This is a genomic window from Mycolicibacillus trivialis (genome assembly GCF_002102395.1).
Classification (GTDB): Bacteria; Actinomycetota; Actinomycetes; order Mycobacteriales; family Mycobacteriaceae; genus Mycobacterium; species Mycobacterium triviale.
Window position 1 is genome coordinate 51,004 of sequence record NZ_LQPZ01000028.1, and the last position, 17,017, is coordinate 68,020.

General features: G+C 70.2%; 15 protein-coding genes, 1 other RNA gene and 1 pseudogene. 10 read left to right on the top strand and 7 right to left on the bottom strand.

Going from position 1 to position 17,017, the window contains the following annotated elements; genetic code table 11:
* The first annotated feature begins 21 nt into the window (after nucleotides 1-21).
* Nucleotides 22-421: RNase P RNA component class A (rnpB, locus tag AWC30_RS10765), an RNA gene on the top strand.
* A 14-nt stretch (nucleotides 422-435) separates the two neighbouring features.
* On the opposite strand, the pseudogene AWC30_RS10770 reads toward rnpB, so the two are convergent.
* A pseudogene (locus AWC30_RS10770) lies at nucleotides 436-1,251 on the bottom strand (CHAD domain-containing protein); the annotation flags it as partial.
* Nucleotides 1,252-1,276: 25 nt separating this feature from the next.
* A complete protein-coding gene (gene panB, locus AWC30_RS10775) occupies nucleotides 1,277-2,107 on the bottom strand; it encodes a 3-methyl-2-oxobutanoate hydroxymethyltransferase (RefSeq protein WP_085110190.1) in 831 nt (276 codons plus the stop codon).
* Between the two features lie 140 nt (nucleotides 2,108-2,247).
* Between panB and AWC30_RS10780 the strand changes: the two genes are divergently transcribed.
* The 4 genes from AWC30_RS10780 to glnA all read left to right on the top strand — a co-directional run bounded on the left by AWC30_RS10780 (nucleotide 2,248) and on the right by glnA (nucleotide 8,214).
* The gene (locus AWC30_RS10780) at nucleotides 2,248-3,639 is read left to right on the top strand and encodes a WS/DGAT/MGAT family O-acyltransferase (RefSeq protein ID WP_085110275.1); all 1,392 of its coding nucleotides are present in this window, start codon (nucleotides 2,248-2,250) and stop codon (nucleotides 3,637-3,639) included.
* Between the two features lie 49 nt (nucleotides 3,640-3,688).
* Complete coding sequence (locus AWC30_RS10785) at nucleotides 3,689-5,233, top strand: alpha/beta hydrolase (protein ID WP_085110191.1); 1,545 nt, start codon at nucleotides 3,689-3,691, stop codon at nucleotides 5,231-5,233.
* 69 nt (nucleotides 5,234-5,302) lie between these two features.
* A complete protein-coding gene (locus tag AWC30_RS10790; protein ID WP_085110192.1) occupies nucleotides 5,303-6,826 on the top strand; it encodes an alpha/beta hydrolase in 1,524 nt (507 codons plus the stop codon).
* Between the two features lie 47 nt (nucleotides 6,827-6,873).
* A complete protein-coding gene (gene glnA, locus AWC30_RS10795; RefSeq protein WP_085110193.1) occupies nucleotides 6,874-8,214 on the top strand; it encodes a type I glutamate--ammonia ligase in 1,341 nt (446 codons plus the stop codon).
* A 9-nt stretch (nucleotides 8,215-8,223) separates the two neighbouring features.
* Here the strand turns inward: glnA and AWC30_RS10800 are convergent, their stop codons facing one another.
* Complete coding sequence (locus tag AWC30_RS10800) at nucleotides 8,224-8,574, bottom strand: ectoine synthase (protein WP_085110194.1); 351 nt, start codon at nucleotides 8,572-8,574, stop codon at nucleotides 8,224-8,226.
* Between the two features lie 149 nt (nucleotides 8,575-8,723).
* Between AWC30_RS10800 and AWC30_RS10805 the strand changes: the two genes are divergently transcribed.
* The 3 genes from AWC30_RS10805 to AWC30_RS10815 are packed head-to-tail and all read left to right on the top strand — an operon-like array spanning nucleotide 8,724 to nucleotide 13,221.
* Complete coding sequence (locus AWC30_RS10805) at nucleotides 8,724-11,690, top strand: bifunctional [glutamine synthetase] adenylyltransferase/[glutamine synthetase]-adenylyl-L-tyrosine phosphorylase (RefSeq protein ID WP_085110195.1); 2,967 nt, start codon at nucleotides 8,724-8,726, stop codon at nucleotides 11,688-11,690.
* A 47-nt stretch (nucleotides 11,691-11,737) separates the two neighbouring features.
* Nucleotides 11,738-12,364 (top strand): PaaI family thioesterase, encoded by a 627-nt coding sequence (locus AWC30_RS10810; protein WP_085110196.1) that lies wholly within the window; start codon nucleotides 11,738-11,740, stop codon nucleotides 12,362-12,364.
* Entirely contained in the window at nucleotides 12,361-13,221 is an 861-nt protein-coding gene (locus AWC30_RS10815; RefSeq protein WP_085110197.1) for a TIGR03619 family F420-dependent LLM class oxidoreductase, read from the top strand. Before AWC30_RS10810 ends, AWC30_RS10815 begins: the two co-directional genes overlap by 4 nt.
* Before the next feature lie 6 nt (nucleotides 13,222-13,227).
* On the opposite strand, the gene AWC30_RS10820 is transcribed toward AWC30_RS10815, so the two are convergent.
* From AWC30_RS10820 to dtd, 3 genes are read right to left on the bottom strand one after another with little or no spacing between them, the layout of a single operon-like run.
* Complete coding sequence (locus AWC30_RS10820; RefSeq protein ID WP_085110277.1) at nucleotides 13,228-14,379, bottom strand: acyl-CoA dehydrogenase family protein; 1,152 nt, start codon at nucleotides 14,377-14,379, stop codon at nucleotides 13,228-13,230.
* 10 nt (nucleotides 14,380-14,389) lie between these two features.
* Nucleotides 14,390-14,812, bottom strand: a complete 423-nt coding sequence (locus tag AWC30_RS10825; protein WP_085110198.1) for a DoxX family protein — start codon at nucleotides 14,810-14,812, stop codon at nucleotides 14,390-14,392.
* 30 nt (nucleotides 14,813-14,842) lie between these two features.
* Nucleotides 14,843-15,274: a D-aminoacyl-tRNA deacylase gene (gene dtd / locus AWC30_RS10830; RefSeq protein ID WP_085110278.1), complete on the bottom strand. Its 432-nt coding sequence runs from the start codon at nucleotides 15,272-15,274 to the stop codon at nucleotides 14,843-14,845.
* 115 nt (nucleotides 15,275-15,389) lie between these two features.
* Between dtd and AWC30_RS10835 the strand changes: the two genes are divergently transcribed.
* Complete coding sequence (locus tag AWC30_RS10835) at nucleotides 15,390-16,238, top strand: endonuclease domain-containing protein (RefSeq protein WP_085110199.1); 849 nt, start codon at nucleotides 15,390-15,392, stop codon at nucleotides 16,236-16,238.
* Between the two features lie 58 nt (nucleotides 16,239-16,296).
* Here AWC30_RS10835 and AWC30_RS10840 read toward each other — a convergent pair whose 3' ends face one another.
* Nucleotides 16,297-16,509: a hypothetical protein gene (locus tag AWC30_RS10840; RefSeq protein ID WP_085110200.1), complete on the bottom strand. Its 213-nt coding sequence runs from the start codon at nucleotides 16,507-16,509 to the stop codon at nucleotides 16,297-16,299.
* A gap of 83 nt (nucleotides 16,510-16,592) precedes the next feature.
* Between AWC30_RS10840 and AWC30_RS10845 the strand changes: the two genes are divergently transcribed.
* On the top strand, nucleotides 16,593-16,994 hold the full coding sequence (locus tag AWC30_RS10845) for a hypothetical protein (RefSeq protein ID WP_085110201.1): 402 nt from the start codon (nucleotides 16,593-16,595) through the stop codon (nucleotides 16,992-16,994).
* The last annotated feature ends 23 nt before the right edge of the window (nucleotides 16,995-17,017 follow it).

Genomic DNA, 17,017 nt, shown 5'->3' on the forward strand with positions numbered 1-17,017 from the left:
GGGTACCGTATGCAGCGCGGACGAGTTGGCCGGGCGGCCGCGGCCCCTGCTGGTCAGCCAGCCGGGGTCGAGGAAAGTCCGGACTTCACAGAGCAGGGTGATTGCTAACGGCAATCCGGGGTGACCCGCGGGAAAGTGCCACAGAAAGCAGACCGCTACCTGGTAGTAAGGGTGAAACGGTGCGGTAAGAGCGCACCAGCGTCCCGGGTGACCGGGACGGCTCGGCAAACCCCACCCGAAGCAAGGCCAAGAAGGCCGCAGCCGCGCTGCGGCCGCGCAGATGTTCGAGGGTTGCTCGCCCGAGTCTGCGGGTAGGCCGCTCGAGGCACCCGGCGACGGTGTGCCCAGATGGATGGTCGCCGCCGCGCCGCCGTATTGCGGGGGTGCGGAACAGAATCCGGCTTACAGGCCAACTCGTCCGCCCTCCGTCCGGCGCAGCCGCGCCAGTGCAGGCGCCACCTCGGCCCGCCGCCGTCGGGCCAGCTCGGCCTCCTGCCGGTAGAGGATTCCGTAGGTGAAGGTGTCCTCCCCGGCCCGGTGGGCGGCCTCCGCCTGCTGCAGCAGGTTTCCCCGGCTGACCACGCTGTCCTGGTGATCGCCGAGCAGGCTCTGCACCGTCTTGGCGTCGCGCGCCAGGTCATCCGCCCCGGCGGCGGCGGCGAGATAGCGTAACCGCTTGGCCGCCTTGCGGACCCGGTGCAACGCGACGTCGCGATCGGCGCCGGTGGCGGCGCGGGCCGCCTTGGCGGCCTTGCGGACCCGCCGCTGGGCGGCGGCCAGGTCGGGCCGGGACTCCTGGCCGCTCCACGGCCCGGTGCGCAGACCGTCGAGACCGTCGAGCAATCGGCGATACCGCGCTGAGTCCATGACCGCCAGCGCCTCGCGGCGCCCTTCGTCATAGCGTGCCACCGCGGTGTCGACCAGCCGTTGCCGCACCGGCCCGCGCACCAACTCCGGTGCCAATCGATCGAGTGCGCCGCGATAGCGCTCGGCGAGGACCTGCGCATCGCGAGCCCTCCCCAGCACCGCGGCCAGTTGACGCAGTTCCGCCGACAGCCACCGATCCCGATCGCGGAGCCGGGCCCGAAGCAGGCTGCGCAGCTTGCGGGTGGTCACCCGCATCTGGTGCACCGCATCCTCGCCGCCGGCGCGCACGTCGTGGTCGCAGACCAGCAAATACTCGACCTGCTCGGCCACCGCCACGCGGATCGGGTCGGCGTGGTCGGCCGACTGGTGTGCGGGCCGCGGCCCGACGGCTTCGGGCACGGGGTCGCCCTTAGAAGCAGTGCTCCTCGGCCGGGAACTCGCCGCTGGCCACCTCGGTGGCGTATTGGCTTGCCGCACGCCGCAATTCGTCGCCGACGGCGCCGAACTGCTTGACGAACCGCGCCGTCTTCCCGGTGGTCAGGCCCGCCATGTCCTGCCAGACCAGCACCTGCCCGTCACAGTTGGGGCCCGCGCCGATCCCGACGGTCGGGATCGTCAGCTTCCCGGTGATCTGGGTGGCCAACTCGGCCGGCACCATCTCCATGACCACCGAGAACGCGCCTGCCTCGGCGACCGCGATCGCGTCGATGACGGTCTGCTCGCCGGCGTCGCCGCGGCCCTGGACCCGGAAACCGCCCAAGGTGTTCACGCTCTGCGGGGTGAATCCGATGTGACCCATCACCGGGATACCGGCGGCGCTCAACGTCGCGATCTGCTCGGCGACCCGCTCACCGCCCTCCAGCTTCACCGCGTGCGCACCGGCCTCCTTCATGAAGCGGGTCGCCGCGGCCAACGCTGCGCCGGGACCGGACTCATAGCTGCCGAACGGCAGGTCGGCGACGACCAGCGCGTGCGGCGCGCCGCGCACCACCCCACGCACCAGCGGGATCAGTTCGTCGATCGAGATCGGCACCGTCGTGTCATAGCCGTAGACGACGTTGGCGGCCGAGTCGCCGACCAACAGCACCGGGATGCCGGCGTCGTCGAATGCGCGGGCCGTGGAGTAGTCGTAGGCGGTCAGCATCGCCCACTTCCGGCCTTCGGCCTTCATCTTCTGCAGATGGTGGATTCGGGTTTGGGTACGCGGAGCCGCCCCGCCGTACACGGTGTGCTCAGACATCACTGTCCTTCAAACGGTGGTCGGTACGATCCTCGAGGCCCTGCGGGGTCCCCGGGTTCGTCGGACGCTGCCAGTGTGCCATTGATCGCACTGGGACTGAACAGCGAACTCCAGTGGAATTTCTCACATACGATCGGCAGATGCAGCGCCTCAGCGGACTCGACGCCAGTTTCCTCTACCTCGAGACCTCCACCCAACCCCTGCATGTGTGTTCGATCCTCGATCTGGACACCGCCACCATGCCGGGCGGCTACAGCTTCGAGGCGTTCCGCGACGCGCTGGCCGAGCGGATGGCCGCGATGCCGCAGTTCCGGGAGAAGTTGGCCAACACGACGCTGAACCTGGACCATCCGGTGTGGGTGGAGGACACCGAGTTCGACGTCTCCCGGCACCTGCACCGCATCGGGCTGCCGCCACCCGGCGGCCGCGACGAACTCGCCCAGATCTGCGGACACATCGCCGCGCTGCCGTTGGACCGCAGCCGGCCGCTGTGGGAGACCTGGGTCATCGAGGGCATCGACGGTGTGGAGGCCGCCAAGGGCGGGCGGCTGGCGGTGATGACCAAGGTGCACCACGCCGCAGTCGACGGGGTCAGCGGCTCCAACCTGATGTCCACCCTGTGCAGCCTCGAACCCGACACGCCCGCACCGCCACCCGAAGCGGGCGTCGGCGGTGCCACCACCCTGGAGATCGCCGCCGGCGGGCTGATGCGCTTCGCCACCCGCCCGCTGAACCTGCTCGGCATGCTGCCGTCGACGGTGTCCTCGGTGGTCAACACCCTCGACCGGGCGCGGACCGGACTGACCATGGCCCGCCCGTTCGCGGCCCCGCGCACCCCGTTCAACGCCACCATCACCGCGCACCGCAACATCGCGTTCGCCCAACTCGACCTCGAGGACGTCAAGAAGGTCAAGGACCACTTCGACGTCAAGGTCAACGACGTGGTGATGGCGCTGGTCTCCGGTGTGCTGCGCCGGTACATGCTCGACCGGGGACAGCTGCCGGCCTCCTCGATGGTCGCGATGGTGCCGGTCTCGGTGCACGGCAAGTCCGACCGGCCGGGCCGCAACCAGGTCTCCGGGATGTTCTCCCCGCTGGAGACCCAGATCGCCGACCCGGTCAACCGGCTGGAAGCCATCGCCGAGGCCAACTCGGTGGCCAAGGAACACAGCTCCGCGATCAGCGCCACCCTGCTGCAGGACTGGTCGCAGTTCGCCGGCCCGGCGGTCTTCGGCGCCGCCATGCGGCTGTACGCCCGCACCCGGCTGACCAGCAGCCGCCCGGTGCACAACCTGGTGATCTCCAACGTGCCCGGGCCGCAGGAGCCGCTGTACTTCCTGGGCTGCGAGATCAAGGCGATGTACCCGATCGGGCCGATCTTCCACGGCTCCGGCCTCAACATCACGGTGATGTCGCTGGACGGCAAACTCAACGTCGGCCTGATCGGCTGCCCGGAGCTGCTGCCGGACCTGTGGGGGCTCGCCGACGGGTTCGCGCCCGCGCTCGACGAACTGCTCTCGGCGACCCGCTGACCACCCGTCGCCCCGGGCCCGCCACGGGGCCATGGCAGCATGGACGGCCATGAGGAGCCATCGCGCCGGGGTTGGGCGCACCACGCTGGTCTGGACCGTCCTGGTCGCCGTCGGATTGCTGTTGGGCGGCTGTGTCCGTGTCGTCGACGGTCAGGCGGTGCCCGGCTCACCCAAGATCGGCGAGAAGGTCAAGTGGGACCGCTGCCGGGTGTCGGCGGGGACGGCGGCGAAACTGCCCGCCGGCGCCGAATGCGGCGAGGTGGCCGTCCCGGTCGACTACGACGACCCCGACGCGGGTGTCGCCACCCTGGCTCTGATCCGGTTCCCGGCCACCGGGGAGAAGATCGGCTCGCTGCTGATCAACCCGGGCGGCCCGGGCGAATCGGGCGTCCAGGCCGCGGCCAGCCTGCTCGAGTCCATCCCCGACCGGATCCGTCAGCGGTTCGACCTCGTCGGCTTCGACCCGCGCGGGGTGGCTTCCTCCCGGCCCGCGGTGTGGTGCAACTCCGACGCCGACAACGACCGGCTACGCGCCGAGGCGCAGGTGGACTACAGCCCCGAAGGGGTCCGGGAGATCGAGGACGAGACCAAGGAGTACGTCCAGCGCTGCGTGGACAAGGTGGGCGAGGAGTTCCTCGCCAACGTCGGCACCGTCAACGTGGCGCGTGACCTCGACGCGATCCGTGACGCGCTCGGCGACGACAAGCTGACCTACCTGGGCTACTCCTACGGCACCCGGATCGGCTCCGCCTACGCCGAGGCGTACCCGGAGAACGTGCGCGCGATGATCCTCGACGGAGCGGTGGACCCCAACGCCGACCCGCTGGAAGCCGACCTGCGCCAGATGGAGGCGTTCCAGAACGCCTTCAACGACTACGCCGCCGACTGCGCTGCCGGACCGCGGTGCCCGCTGGGCGACGACCCGGACAAGGCGGTCGACGTCTACCTCAGCCTGGTCGAACCGTTGGTCGACAAGCCGGCCAAGACCCGCGACCCGCGCGGGCTGAGCTACAACGACGCGGTGGTCGGCACCATCCTGTCGCTGTACTCCCCGGCGTTCTGGACCCACCTCACCGACGGGCTCAACGAGCTCGTCGAGGGCAAGGGCGACACCCTGCTGCTGTTGTCCGACCTGTACATGAACCGGGACAAGAACGGTCACTACACCAACGCCACCGACGCGCGGGTCGCGGTCAACTGCGTCGACAAGCCGCCGATCACCGATCGGGAGAAGGTGATCGAGCAGGACAAGCGGGCCCGCGAAGTCGCGCCGTTCATGAGCTACGGCGAGTTCACCGGCGATGCCCCGCTGGGCACCTGCGCGTTCTGGCCGGTCCCGCCGACCAGCGAACCGCACACGATCTCCGCGCCCGGCCTGCCCCCGGTGGTGGTCGTCTCCACCACCGGCGACCCCGCCACCCCGTACCAGGCCGGCGTCGACCTGGCCGAACAGCTCGACGGCGGCCTGATCACCTACGAAGGCACCCAGCACACCGTGGTGTTCCAGGGCGACGAGTGCGTCGACGACATGGCCAGCGACTACCTCATCGACGGCACCATGCCGCCGCCGGACGCCCGCTGCGCCGGCAGCTGAACGGGCGTTACAGCAAACGAGACCCGAGCGTGATCGTTTCGCAGCGTTGCTCTGCGACGATCACAAACCATGGGTCGCGCGAGCCGATGGGGTACAACGCTGTTCGCCGTCGCGTTGCTCGCCGGCGCCCCGCCGGTGGCCGCGGCGCCCGACTCCGGGGCCGGGCAGGCCCGCGACGCGAGGGCCGGCCAGGTCGACTGGTCGGACTGCCGCGGACTCGTCGGTGACACCAGCGCCATCCCCGCGGCCCGCTGCACGATGCTTCCGGTCCCGGTGGACTACGCCGAACCCGGTGGCGCACAGGCCGATATCGCGGTGCTGCGCATCCCGGCCACCGGAAAGCGCATCGGCGCTCTGCTGATCAACCCGGGCGGACCGGGCGCCTCGGCGGTCGACGCAGCCGCGACCATGGGAGCCGCGCTGGCCGACACCCCGGTGACTGAGCATTTCGACGTCGTCGGCTTCGACCCGCGCGGCGTGGGGCACTCCACCCCGCAGTTACGCTGCCGCACCGACGCGGAATTCGACGACTTCCGCCGCGATCCCATGGTCGACTACAGCCAGGCCGGGGTGGCCGGCATCGACCAACGGCTCGGCGAGATCGCCCAGCGCTGCCTCGACCGGATGGGCGCGGACTTCCTGGCGAACATGGGCACCGTCGCCGCCGCCCGCGACATGGACATGGTCCGCAGGCTGCTCGGCGACGAACAGATCAACTACCTGGGCTACAGCTACGGCACCCAGCTGGGCGCGACCTACCTGGAGAACTTCGGCGACCGGGTGCGCACGATGGTGCTCGACGGCGCCGTGGACCCCAGCGTCGGGCCGGTCGAGGGTTACGTCACCCAGATGGCCGGCTTCCAGGTCGCGTTCAACGACTACGCCACCGACTGCGCGCGCTCACCCGCCTGCCCGCTGGGCACCGACCCGGCCCGCTCGGTGACCCGCTTCCGGGCGCTGGTGGACCCGCTGGTCGCCACGCCGGCACCCACCACCGACCCGCGCGGGCTCAGCTACGCCGACGCGATGACCGCCACCTTCAACGCCCTCTACACGCCGCAGTTCTGGACGCACCTGACCAGCGGCCTGACCGCGCTGGCCACCGGCGCCCCGGCCGACGACCTGCTGCTGCTCGCCGACGACTACCACGAACGGGACCGCAACGGTCACTACGGCAACATCCAGGACACCTTCAACGCGGTGCGCTGCGTCGACGCCCAGGCACCGACCGACCCCGCGCCGTGGGTGGCCGCCGACCGCCGGATCCGCCAACAGGCGCCGTTCCTCAGCTACGGCAGCTTCACCGGCTACGCCCCCCGCGACATCTGCGCGCTGTGGCCGGTGCCGGCCACCGCGGCACCCCACACCGTCGGCCCGGCCGCCCCCGGCAAGGCGGTCGTCGTCTCCACCACCCACGATCCGGCCACGCCGTACGCGGCGGGGGTGAGCCTGGCCCGCCAACTCGGCGCCCCGCTGATCAGCTACCAGGGCACCCAGCACACCGTGGTGTTCAGCGGCAGCCGCTGCGTGGACACCACCGTGCTGCGCTACCTGATCAACGGTGTGGTGCCGCCGGCGCAGGTCCGCTGCTGACCGCGTCCGTAACGCCGATTTAACAGCCGGTGGCATACGCTTCCCCCATGGATCGGCAGAAGGAGTTCGTGCTCCGCACGCTGGAGGAACGCGACATCCGCTTTGTCCGCCTGTGGTTCACCGACGTGCTGGGCTATCTGAAGTCGGTGGCCATCGCCCCGACCGAACTCGAGGGCGCGTTCGAGGAGGGCGTCGGCTTCGACGGGTCCTCGATCGAGGGCTTCGCGCGGGTCTTCGAATCCGACATGGTCGCGCGGCCGGACCCGTCCACGTTCCAGGTGCTGCCATGGACCGACCACGCCGGCCAACCACACTCGGCGCGCATCTTCTGCGACATCACCATGCCCGACGGCTCCCCGGCCTGGGCCGATCCCCGGCACGTGCTGCGCCGCCAGCTGGCCAAGGCCGGTGACCTGGGCTTCACCTGCTACGTGCACCCCGAGATCGAATTCTTCCTGCTCCAGCCCGGCCCCGACGACGGCGCCGAGCCGGTCCCCGCCGACGACGCCGGCTACTTCGACCAGGCGGTGCACGACTCGGCGTCGGGCTTCCGGCGCCACGCCATCGAAGCGCTGGAGTCGATGGGCATCTCGGTGGAGTACAGCCACCACGAGACCGCGCCCGGCCAGCAGGAGATCGACCTGCGCTACGCCGACGCCCTGTCGATGGCCGACAACGTCATGACGTTCCGCTACCTGATCAAAGAGGTCGCCATCGACGAGGGCGTGCGCGCGACGTTCATGCCCAAACCGTTCGGCCAGTACGCGGGCTCGGCGATGCACACCCACATGAGCCTGTTCGAGGGCGAGGTCAACGCCTTCCACAGCCCCGACGATCCGCTGCAGCTCTCCGACATCGGCAAGTCGTTCATCGCCGGAATCCTGGAACACGCCCACGAGATCAGCGCGGTCACCAACCAATGGGTGAACTCCTACAAACGCCTCGTGCACGGCGGGGAAGCGCCGACGGCGGCGTCGTGGGGTGCCTCGAACCGCTCGGCGCTGGTGCGGGTGCCGATGTACAGCCCGCACAAGACGTCGTCACGGCGGATCGAGGTGCGCAGCCCCGATTCGGCGTGCAACCCGTACCTGACGTTCGCGGTGCTGCTGGCCGCCGGTCTACGCGGCGTGGAGAAGAACTACGTGCTGGGCCCGCAGGCCGAAGACAACGTCTGGGACCTGACCCCCGGCGAGCGCCGCGCGATGGGCTACCGGGAACTGCCCGGCAGTCTCGACCGGGCGCTGCACGCAATGGAGGACTCCGAACTGGTGGCGGAAGCCTTGGGGGAGCAGGTGTTCGACTTCTTCCTTCGCAACAAGCGTGCGGAGTGGGCGAACTACCGCAGCCACGTCACCCCGTACGAACTGCGCACCTATCTGTCGCTGTAGCGCGCCGGCTCAGTCGCTGCCCGGCGGCACCGCGGGCGCGAACACGCAGTACATCCGCAACTGCTCGTCGGCGACGATCGTGTGCCGCTCATGGCCGTCGAGCAGGTACATGGTGCCCGGCTTGAGCGGGTGCTCCTTGTCGTTCTCCCGGTCGACAAGCCGGCCGTGCCCCTCGATCAGCCAGACCGCCTCGATGTAATCCGGGTAGTGCAGCGGGGTTTGCGTCCCGGCCCGCACCGTCGTCTCGTGGTAGGAGAAACCCACGTCGTCATCGGCGAGAATGATCCGCTTGGACACCCAGTTGTCGCCGCTGACCTCCCGGTCGGTGCCGGTGATCTCGTCGGTCGTACGCACGATCATGATCGAACCCAATCCGTCGTAGGAACACTCGGGCCGCGCGGCCCGTCCTCACAGCCGTACCCGCGCGGTCGTGCCCTAAACGCCGTCGCCCGCCGGCGCGGCCCGAAGACCGTGCGCAACGCCGCAATTGCGCCGGTACCGTACTAGTCGTGACCCGACCCGCCGATGCCCGCCGCGCGGTGCCCGGCGTGGGCAGGCTCGGCCTGGTCCACCCGACCGCGGCAGCCGACCTCGCCGGACTGGGGTGGGACAGCGGCGCGCACGTCGACCTGCTGTGGTCGCTGTCGCGTGCGCCCGACGCCGATGCGGCACTGCTGGCGATGGTCCGCCTCGCCGAGGCGCTCGGCCCCGACTGGGCCGAACTGGACGCCGCGCTGTCGGGCGACCGTGGTCTGCGTGGGCGGTTGTTCGCCGTCTGCGGCTCCTCATTGGCGCTCGGCGACCACCTGGTGGCCCACCCGCGGTCCTGGCGACTGCTGGCCGGAACGGTCACCCTGCCCGGCCGCGAGGAGTTGCGGACGGCGTTCACCGACTGTGCCGATTCGGGCGACGACGTCGAGACCCGCCTGGACCGGCTGCGGGTGCTCTACCTGGACCGGCTGCTGGTCCTCGCGGCGCTGGATCTGGCCTCGGTGGTCGAGGACGAGCCGGTGGTGCCGTTCCCGGCCGTCGGCGCGCACCTGTCCGACCTCGCCGACGCGGCGCTGGCCGCGGCGCTGCTGCTGGCGCAGGAGATCGTCTGCGGTGACCGGCCCCGCCCCAGGCTGGCCGTGATCGCGATGGGCAAATGCGGTGGGCGCGAACTGAACTACGTCAGCGACGTCGACGTCATCTTCGTCGCCGAGCACGCCGACTCGCTGACCGCGCGGGTGGCCGGCGAGATGATGCGGCTGGCCTCGGAGACCTTCTTCGCCGTCGACGCCGGGCTGCGCCCGGAGGGCAAGCAGGGCGAACTGGTCCGCACCCTGGACTCGCACATCGCCTACTACCAGCGGTGGGCCAAGACCTGGGAGTTCCAGGCGCTACTGAAGGCACGGCCCGCGGTCGGCGACGCCGAACTGGGGGAGCAGTACCTCGCAGCGCTGCAGCCGATGGTCTGGACCGCCTCGGAGCGAACCGATTTCGTCACCGAGGTCCAGGCGATGCGGCGCCGGGTGGAACGGCTGGTCCCCGCCGATGTGCGGGCCCGCGAGATCAAACTCGGCACCGGCGGCCTGCGGGACGTGGAGTTCGCGGTGCAGCTGCTGCAACTGGTCCACGGCCGCGCCGACGAATCACTGCACGTGGCATCGACGATGGATGCGCTGGCTGCGCTGGGAGCCCGCGGCTACGTCGGCCGGGACGACGCGGCGAACCTGGCCGCCTCATACGAATTCCTGCGCCTGCTCGAGCACCGGCTTCAACTGCAGCGACTCAAGCGAACCCACCTACTGCCGTCCCTCGACGACGACGAGGCGCTGCGGTGGCTCGCGCGCGCCGCCCACATCCGCCCGGAAGGCCGTCGCGACGCCCTCGGGGTGCTGCGCGCGGAGATCCGGCGGCAGAACCTGCGGGTGTCGCGGCTGCACGCCAAGCTTTTCTACCAGCCACTGTTGGAACTGATCGCCGGCTCGGGGCTGCAGTTCACCGACGGGCTGACCACCGAGGCCGCGCAACGGCAGCTTGCGGCGCTCGGTTACGAGGCCCCGCAGAGCGCGCTGAGCCATCTCGACGCCCTGATCAACCAGAGTGGGCGGCGCGGCACCGTGCAAGCGGTGCTGCTGCCGGGGCTGCTCGACTGGTTGTCCGACACCCCGGACCCCGACACCGGCTTGCTGGCCTACCGGCGGCTCAGCGAGGCGTTGAGCGGACTGCACTGGTATCTGGCGACGCTGCGCGACGAGAGTGCGGTGGCCAAGCGGCTGATGCGGGTGCTGGGAACGTCGGCCTATGTGCCCGAACTGCTGATGCGCGCTCCCGACGTGCTGCAGTCCTACGGGGACGGCCCGAACGGGCCGAAACTGCTCGACACCGACCCGGACGCCGTGTTCGGGGCCCTGATCCGCTCGGCGGGGCGTTACGCCGACCCGGTGCGGGCGATCGCCACCGCGCGGGCGTTGCGCCGCCACGAATTGGCCCGCATCGGCTCGGCGGACCTGCTCGGACTGCTGGACGTGCGGGCGGTGTGCGCCGCGCTGACCTCGGTGTGGGCCGCGGTGCTGCAGGCCGCCCTCAACGTCGTGGTCCGGGCCAACCTCAGCGGCGGGGAAGAGCCGCCGGCCCGCATCGCGGTGATCGGGATGGGCCGGCTCGGCGGCCGCGAACTCGGCTACGGCTCCGATGCCGACGTGATGTTCGTCTGCGAGCCGGTCGCCGGCGTCGAGGATTCCACCGCGGTGCGCTGGGCGGCCTCGATGGCCGAGCAGGTCCGGGCCCTGCTGGGCACCCCCAGCGTGGACCCGCCGCTGGACATCGACATCGACCTGCGCCCGGAGGGCCGGTCCGGGCCGCTGGTGCGCACGCTGGGCTCCTACGCCGCCTACTACGCCCAGTGGGCTCAGCCCTGGGAGATCCAGGCGCTGCTGCGGGCTCACACCGTCGCCGGCGACGCCGATCTGGGACATCGGTTCCTGCTGATGATCGACCAGACCCGCTACCCACCGGAGGGGGTCTCCGAGCAGGCGGTCCGTGAGATCCGGCGCATCAAGGCCCGGGTCGACGCCGAACGGTTGCCGCGCGGCGCCGACCCCAACACCCACACCAAGCTCGGCCGCGGTGGACTCGCCGACGTGGAGTGGACCGTCCAACTGCTGCAGCTGCGGCACGCCCACCGCGTCCCGGCGCTGCACAACACCTCCACCCTCGAGTCGCTGGATGCGATCGCCGAGGCCGCCCTGCTGCCCGCCGAGGAGGTGGACTTGCTGCGACAGGCCTGGCTCACCGCGACCCGGGCCCGCAACGCGCTGGTGCTGGTGCGCGGCAAACCCACCGACCAGCTGCCCGGGCCGGGCCGCCAGCTCAACGCGGTGGCGGCTGCCGCCGGCTGGCACAACGGTGACGGCGGTGAATTCCTGGACAACTACCTGCGGGTGACCCGCCGCGCCAAGTCCGTGGTACGTCGGGTCTTCGACGAGTAGCCGCGACCGGTCGACCCCCGTGCGGCCGGTGATGTTAGTAAGGACGGGTGGAGTTCCCCTTCGACACCATCGCCGCAGCCGAACTCGACCGGCTGCAAACGCTGCACGCCCCGTTGACCCGGGCGATCCGCGAGCTGATCGACGCCGCGGTCCACACCGACGCCGACGAGGCCACGGTCCGCGAAGCCCACACCGCGATCGAAGCCGCCGCCGGCGCGCTGGGCCGCAGCCGGCGCAACGGCAGCCGCACCCTGCGGCAGGCCGAGACCGGCCTGCCGGTGGCCTGGGGCAACCCGGTGGTGGGAACCCGCAACCCGATTGCTCCGCCGGTCTTGATCGAGCACGAGAACGGACACTGCTGGAGCGAATTCGACCTCGGCGGCGCCTACGAGGGCCCGCCCGGCCTGGTGCACGGCGGGATCTGCGCGCTGATCCTCGACCACGTGCTCGGCGAGGTGGTCAGCGAGGGACTGAACAAGCCGTACTTCACCGGCACTCTGACCTGTCGCTACCTGCGCGGCACGCCACTGGGCCGGTTGCGGGTGGAGGCCGATGTGGAACGTACCGAAGGCGTCAAAGCGTTTGCCCGCGGGACACTCAGTGATGCCGACGGGGTCACGGTGGAAGCGGAGGGCGTGTTCATAATGCCGGCCTGGGCGAGGGAGAACCGGTGAAGTACTACATCAGCACCGCGTTCCTGGAGACCCGGGAGATCATCGACGTCGCCAAGGCGGCCGACGAACTCGGCTACGACGGCGTCGGCATCCCGGATCACGTGGTGAACCTGGAAACGCTGCAGACGCCCTACCCCTACACCCGCGACGGGCAGCGCCGGTGGCAGCCGTTCACCGACTGGCCCGACCCGTGGGTGCTGGCCGGTGCGCTCGCCCAGGTGACCGAACGGCTGAAGTTCGTCACCACCGTCTACATTCCGGCGATGCGCGATCCTTACTCGGCGGCCAAATCCATCGGGACCGCCGCGCACCTGGCGGCCGGGCGGGTCGAACTCGGTGTCGGCGTCGGCTGGTGCGAGGAAGAGTTCACCTTGATGGGCCAGCGGTTCGACCGCCGCGGCAGGCGTACCGACGAGATGCTGGCGCTGATGCGCCAACTGTGGGAACCGGGCTGGACCGAGTTCGAGGGTGAGTTCTACCGAACCCCCAAACTGGAGATGACACCGACACCACCGCCGATCCCGATCTACGTCGGCGGGCTCAGCGACATCGCCCTGCGGCGCGCGGCCCGCAACGACGGCTGGATCGGTGACCTGATCAAGACCGACCGCGCGATCGAGGTCGCCGGGCGGCTCCGGAAGCTACGCGCCGAAAACGACTTGCCGGTCGACGATTTCACCATCCTCACACCGCTGACCGACGCGCTGGCGATCGAGGACTATCAGCGTGCCGAAGCGGCAGGCATCACCGGGATTCTGACCATGCCGTGGATGTTCTACACCGGGCCGCAGGCCACCCTCGCGGAGAAGGTGGAGGGCATGAAGCGCTTCCGCGCCGACTACCGTCTCGACGACTGACCCGGCTCACAGCGCCCGGGCGATGATCTGCTTCATCACCTCGTTGGCCCCGGCGTAGATGCGCTGCACCCGGGCGTCCTCGTACATCCGCGCGATCAGGTATTCCCGCATGTAGCCATAGCCGCCGTGCAGTTGGACGCACCGGTCGATCACCGCGCACTGCTGATCGGTCAGCCAATACTTGGCCATGGCCGCGTCGGTGGCGTCGAGCTCACCGCGCAGGTGCGCCTCGATGCAGCTGTCCAGGAAGGTCCGGCTGACCCGCGCCAGCGTGGCGCACTCGGCCAGCTCGAACGCGGTGTTCTGAAAGTCGAAGAGACTCTGGCCGAACGCCTTCCGGGACCGGGTGTAGGAGACGGTCTCATCGACGGCACGCTCGGTGCCGCCCACCGCCTGGGCGCCGACGATCAACCGCTCCTGCGCCAGCTGGGTCAACATCTGGCCGAAACCCTGCCCCTCCTCGGAACCCAGCAGGTTCGAGGCAGGCACCACCACGTCGGTGAACGACCATTCGGCGGTGTCGGCGCCGTGCTGCCCGACCTTGTCGAGCACCCGGGTGACCTGATACCCGGGGGTGTCGCGCAGGTCCACGATCAGCAACGAGATGCCGCGGGCGCCGGCCTTGGGATCGGTCTTGACGGCCAGCACCACCATGTCCGCCGAGCCGCCGTTGGTGATGAACGTCTTCGACCCGTTGACCACGTACTCGTCGCCGCGACGCACCGCGGTGGTGCGCAGCGCCTTGAGGTCCGAACCGGCCTCCGGCTCGCTCATCCCGATCGCGCCGAGCACCTCGCCGCGCGCCATCGGCGGCAGCCAGGTCTGCTTCTGCTCCTCGGTGCCGTAGGCGGCGATGTAGTGCGGCACGATCCCGCTGTGCACCGCGATACCCAGCGACAGGTCACCGGAGTAGCCCTGCGCGTCGAAGACGGCGAGGTCATGGGCGAACGTGCCACCCCCGCCGCCGTATTCGGTCGGGATCGAGCAGAGCAGCAGGCCCAGCTCACCTGCTTTGAGCCAGACCTCCCGGTCGATGTGGCGTTGGCGGTCCCACTTCTCGACGTGCGCCACCACCTCACGTTCGAAGAACCCCGAGGCGAGCTCGTAGAGCGCCCGGACCTCGTCGTCGTACCAGGACGGCTGCCGCTTGATGGTCATGGGCAGCACCCTACTGGGAGCGGTTGCGCAGCCGGTCCAGTGCGTAGCTGCCGCCGCCGGTGAACACCAGCAGCAGGAAGCCGAAGCAGTACAGCACCGAGGGCTCACCGCCGCCGTGGCCGCCCTGGGCGGGGTCGATGGGCCACAGGGCGAGCGGCTGATGCTCCCAGAGGTAGGCGACCGCCATCTGACCGGAGGCCACGAAGGCCGCGGCGCGGGTGAACAGCCCGGTCATGATCAGCAGCCCCGCGACGAATTCGATCAGGCCGGCCCACCAGTACGGCCAATGCCCCACCGGGATGTTCATCGGGACCGGCCAGTCGAAGAGTTTCGCGGTGCCGTGCGCGCAGTACAGCAACCCGAACACCACCCGGAACAGGCTCAGCACCGCCGGCCGGTAGGCGGTCAGCCGGGACTCGAGATCGGTTGTCATGCGCTGAGGCTACCCAGTGCGGGGCGGGGCTCAGCTCTCCAGCAGCAGCGTCACCGGGCCGTCGTTGACCGACTCGACCTGCATGTGCGCCCCGAACTCCCCGGTTTGCACGGTGGCACCCAGGTCGCGGAGCGCATCGGTGAACGCGGCCACCAGCGGCTCGGCGACCTCCCGCGGTGCGGCGGCGTTCCAGGACGGTCGCCGCCCCTTGACGGTGTCGGCATAGAGGGTGAACTGACTGACCACCAGCACCGGCGCGTCCACGTCGGCGGCGGAGCGCTGATCGTCGAGGATGCGCAGCCGCCACAACTTCTCGGCGAGCCGGCGTGCGGTCCCGGCAGTGTCGTGGTGGGTGACCCCGACCAGCGCGAGCAGACCCTGGGTCGCCGGCTCGATGACGCCGACGACGGTGCCTTCGACCAGAACGCGCGCCGCGGTGACACGCTGCAGCAGAACCCGCATGACCGTCGATGGTGCCACGGGCACCGCGCCGGTCGGGGAGCGGTTGTCCACAGCGGGCGGGGCGGGCGACTGTTCGGTCGGCCGCCGGAGCGCCACGATCTTGGGCGTGACACCGATGCCCGAGCTGCCGTGGCGTGAGCACGGCGTGCTCTGCCGTGCGGAGTTGCTGGCGGCGGGCCTCGATGACCAGGCGATCCGACGGTTGACCGCCGGTGACGGGTTGCGGCGGCTGCGGGCCGGTTGGTTCGCCGCACCGCATGCCGACCCGCTGGTGTGCCGGGCTGTCGCGCTGGGTGGAACGCTCAGTTGTCTGTCGGTGCTGGCGCGCGCCGGGGTGTGGATCCCGGAATCGCGGGCCCGCGTGGTGCACCTGCGGCTCAACGGCTATCAGCGGCGTGCGGCGAGGCGCGTGCCGGGCGCGCGGTACTGCTCAGGCCGGCCGGGTCCGACCCGGCGCGCCGTCGACGATCTGGAGTCGGCGGTGCTCGCCGCCGCGAGGTGCGCGGCCGGAGCGGAGCTGACCGCGATCTTCGATTCGCTGCTGAACAAGCGCCTGCTGGCCCAGCACGACCTCGCGGAGTTGCTCGCCGGGCAGCCGCAGCGGGTGTTGGACAGCTTCGTGCTCGCCGACGGCTCGGCGGACTCGGGCACTGAGACCGTGCTGCGGTTGCATCTGCGCGCCCGCCGGTTCGATTTTCGGCCGCAGGTGTTCATCCCCGGTGTCGGAACCGTCGATTTCCTGGTCGGGCGGCGCCTGGTGATCGAGGCGGACAGTCGCCGCCATCACGGTGGGGACGGCATCGAGAACGACCGGCGCCGGGACCTCGAGTTGCAGCGACTCGGGTTTCTCCCGTTCCGGGTCTCCTACCAGCAGGTTTTCTACCAGTTCGAGGGTGTGGCCGCGGCGCTCGACGCGGTGATCAGCCGAGGCGAGCACCGCCGTAGCCCTGAAATCGACGCCTGAGCGGTGTCATGGCGGCAAAAACGCCCAGAAACGCCGTTATTCGTGTCGATCTCAGGGATCAACCGCTGATCTGGCCCGGCCCGTGCCCCGGATCGGCCTGGATGGAGAGCCAGCGGTACGGCGCGTAGTACGTCATCGCGCCGGACCGGCGGCGCACCCCCAGCACGCCGCCGTCATGGAAGTGGTAGATCGTGTCATCCGGATACCGGTCGGCGGGGACTTCCGGCTCATTGGGCCGTTTGGGCTCGTTGAGGTACACGGTGAACGCCATGACGCGAGCCTGCCACGCCGATGCGTGCCGCCGCGACGGGCATTCGGTTTCGCGGTGGTGGGAAACAGGGTTAGCGTCGAAGCATGACAACCGACATCAGTCAGTTCCTCGAGTGGTTCCACAGCCTGTCCATGGACGACAAGGTGGTCCTGCTCGCCAACCCGGATATGGAGTTCTCGCTGGATGCGGTCGCCCGCAGCGACGCCTCCCGACAGCTTCAGGGCGCGCTGGGCAGTTACTGGGTCGAGGACGGTCCGGGGCCGGCCGCCCTCGCGGCGCCCGGGGTGGCGTTGCTGGAGGAGGAACAGCTGCAGCTCGAGCACTGGTGGGCCGGGATGGCCACCGTCGAACGGGACCGGCTGCTCGGGCAGCGGCAGAGCGAGCCGCCCGCCGGCTACGGGCTGCAACTGACCGACCTCAGCGCCGTCGAGCGGGACCGGATGGTGCCGGTCTTCCTTGAGCTCAAGGCCCGCCGGCGGGTGTGAACGACCCGCTCAGCGGTCAGTCG

Bases quoted from the DNA above. Each gene is read 5' to 3' on its own strand.
- panB (WP_085110190.1), bottom strand. From the start codon at position 2,107: ATGTCTGAGCACACCGTGTACGGCGGGGCGGCTCCGCGTACCCAAACC.
- AWC30_RS10780 (WP_085110275.1), top strand. From the start codon at position 2,248: ATGCAGCGCCTCAGCGGACTCGACGCCAGTTTCCTCTACCTCGAGACC.
- AWC30_RS10785 (WP_085110191.1), top strand. From the start codon at position 3,689: ATGAGGAGCCATCGCGCCGGGGTTGGGCGCACCACGCTGGTCTGGACC.
- AWC30_RS10790 (WP_085110192.1), top strand. From the start codon at position 5,303: ATGGGTCGCGCGAGCCGATGGGGTACAACGCTGTTCGCCGTCGCGTTG.
- glnA (WP_085110193.1), top strand. From the start codon at position 6,874: ATGGATCGGCAGAAGGAGTTCGTGCTCCGCACGCTGGAGGAACGCGAC.
- AWC30_RS10800 (WP_085110194.1), bottom strand. From the start codon at position 8,574: ATGATCGTGCGTACGACCGACGAGATCACCGGCACCGACCGGGAGGTC.
- AWC30_RS10820 (WP_085110277.1), bottom strand. From the start codon at position 14,379: ATGACCATCAAGCGGCAGCCGTCCTGGTACGACGACGAGGTCCGGGCG.
- AWC30_RS10825 (WP_085110198.1), bottom strand. From the start codon at position 14,812: ATGACAACCGATCTCGAGTCCCGGCTGACCGCCTACCGGCCGGCGGTG.
- dtd (WP_085110278.1), bottom strand. From the start codon at position 15,274: ATGCGGGTTCTGCTGCAGCGTGTCACCGCGGCGCGCGTTCTGGTCGAA.
- AWC30_RS10835 (WP_085110199.1), top strand. From the start codon at position 15,390: ATGCCCGAGCTGCCGTGGCGTGAGCACGGCGTGCTCTGCCGTGCGGAG.
- AWC30_RS10840 (WP_085110200.1), bottom strand. From the start codon at position 16,509: ATGGCGTTCACCGTGTACCTCAACGAGCCCAAACGGCCCAATGAGCCG.
- AWC30_RS10845 (WP_085110201.1), top strand. From the start codon at position 16,593: ATGACAACCGACATCAGTCAGTTCCTCGAGTGGTTCCACAGCCTGTCC.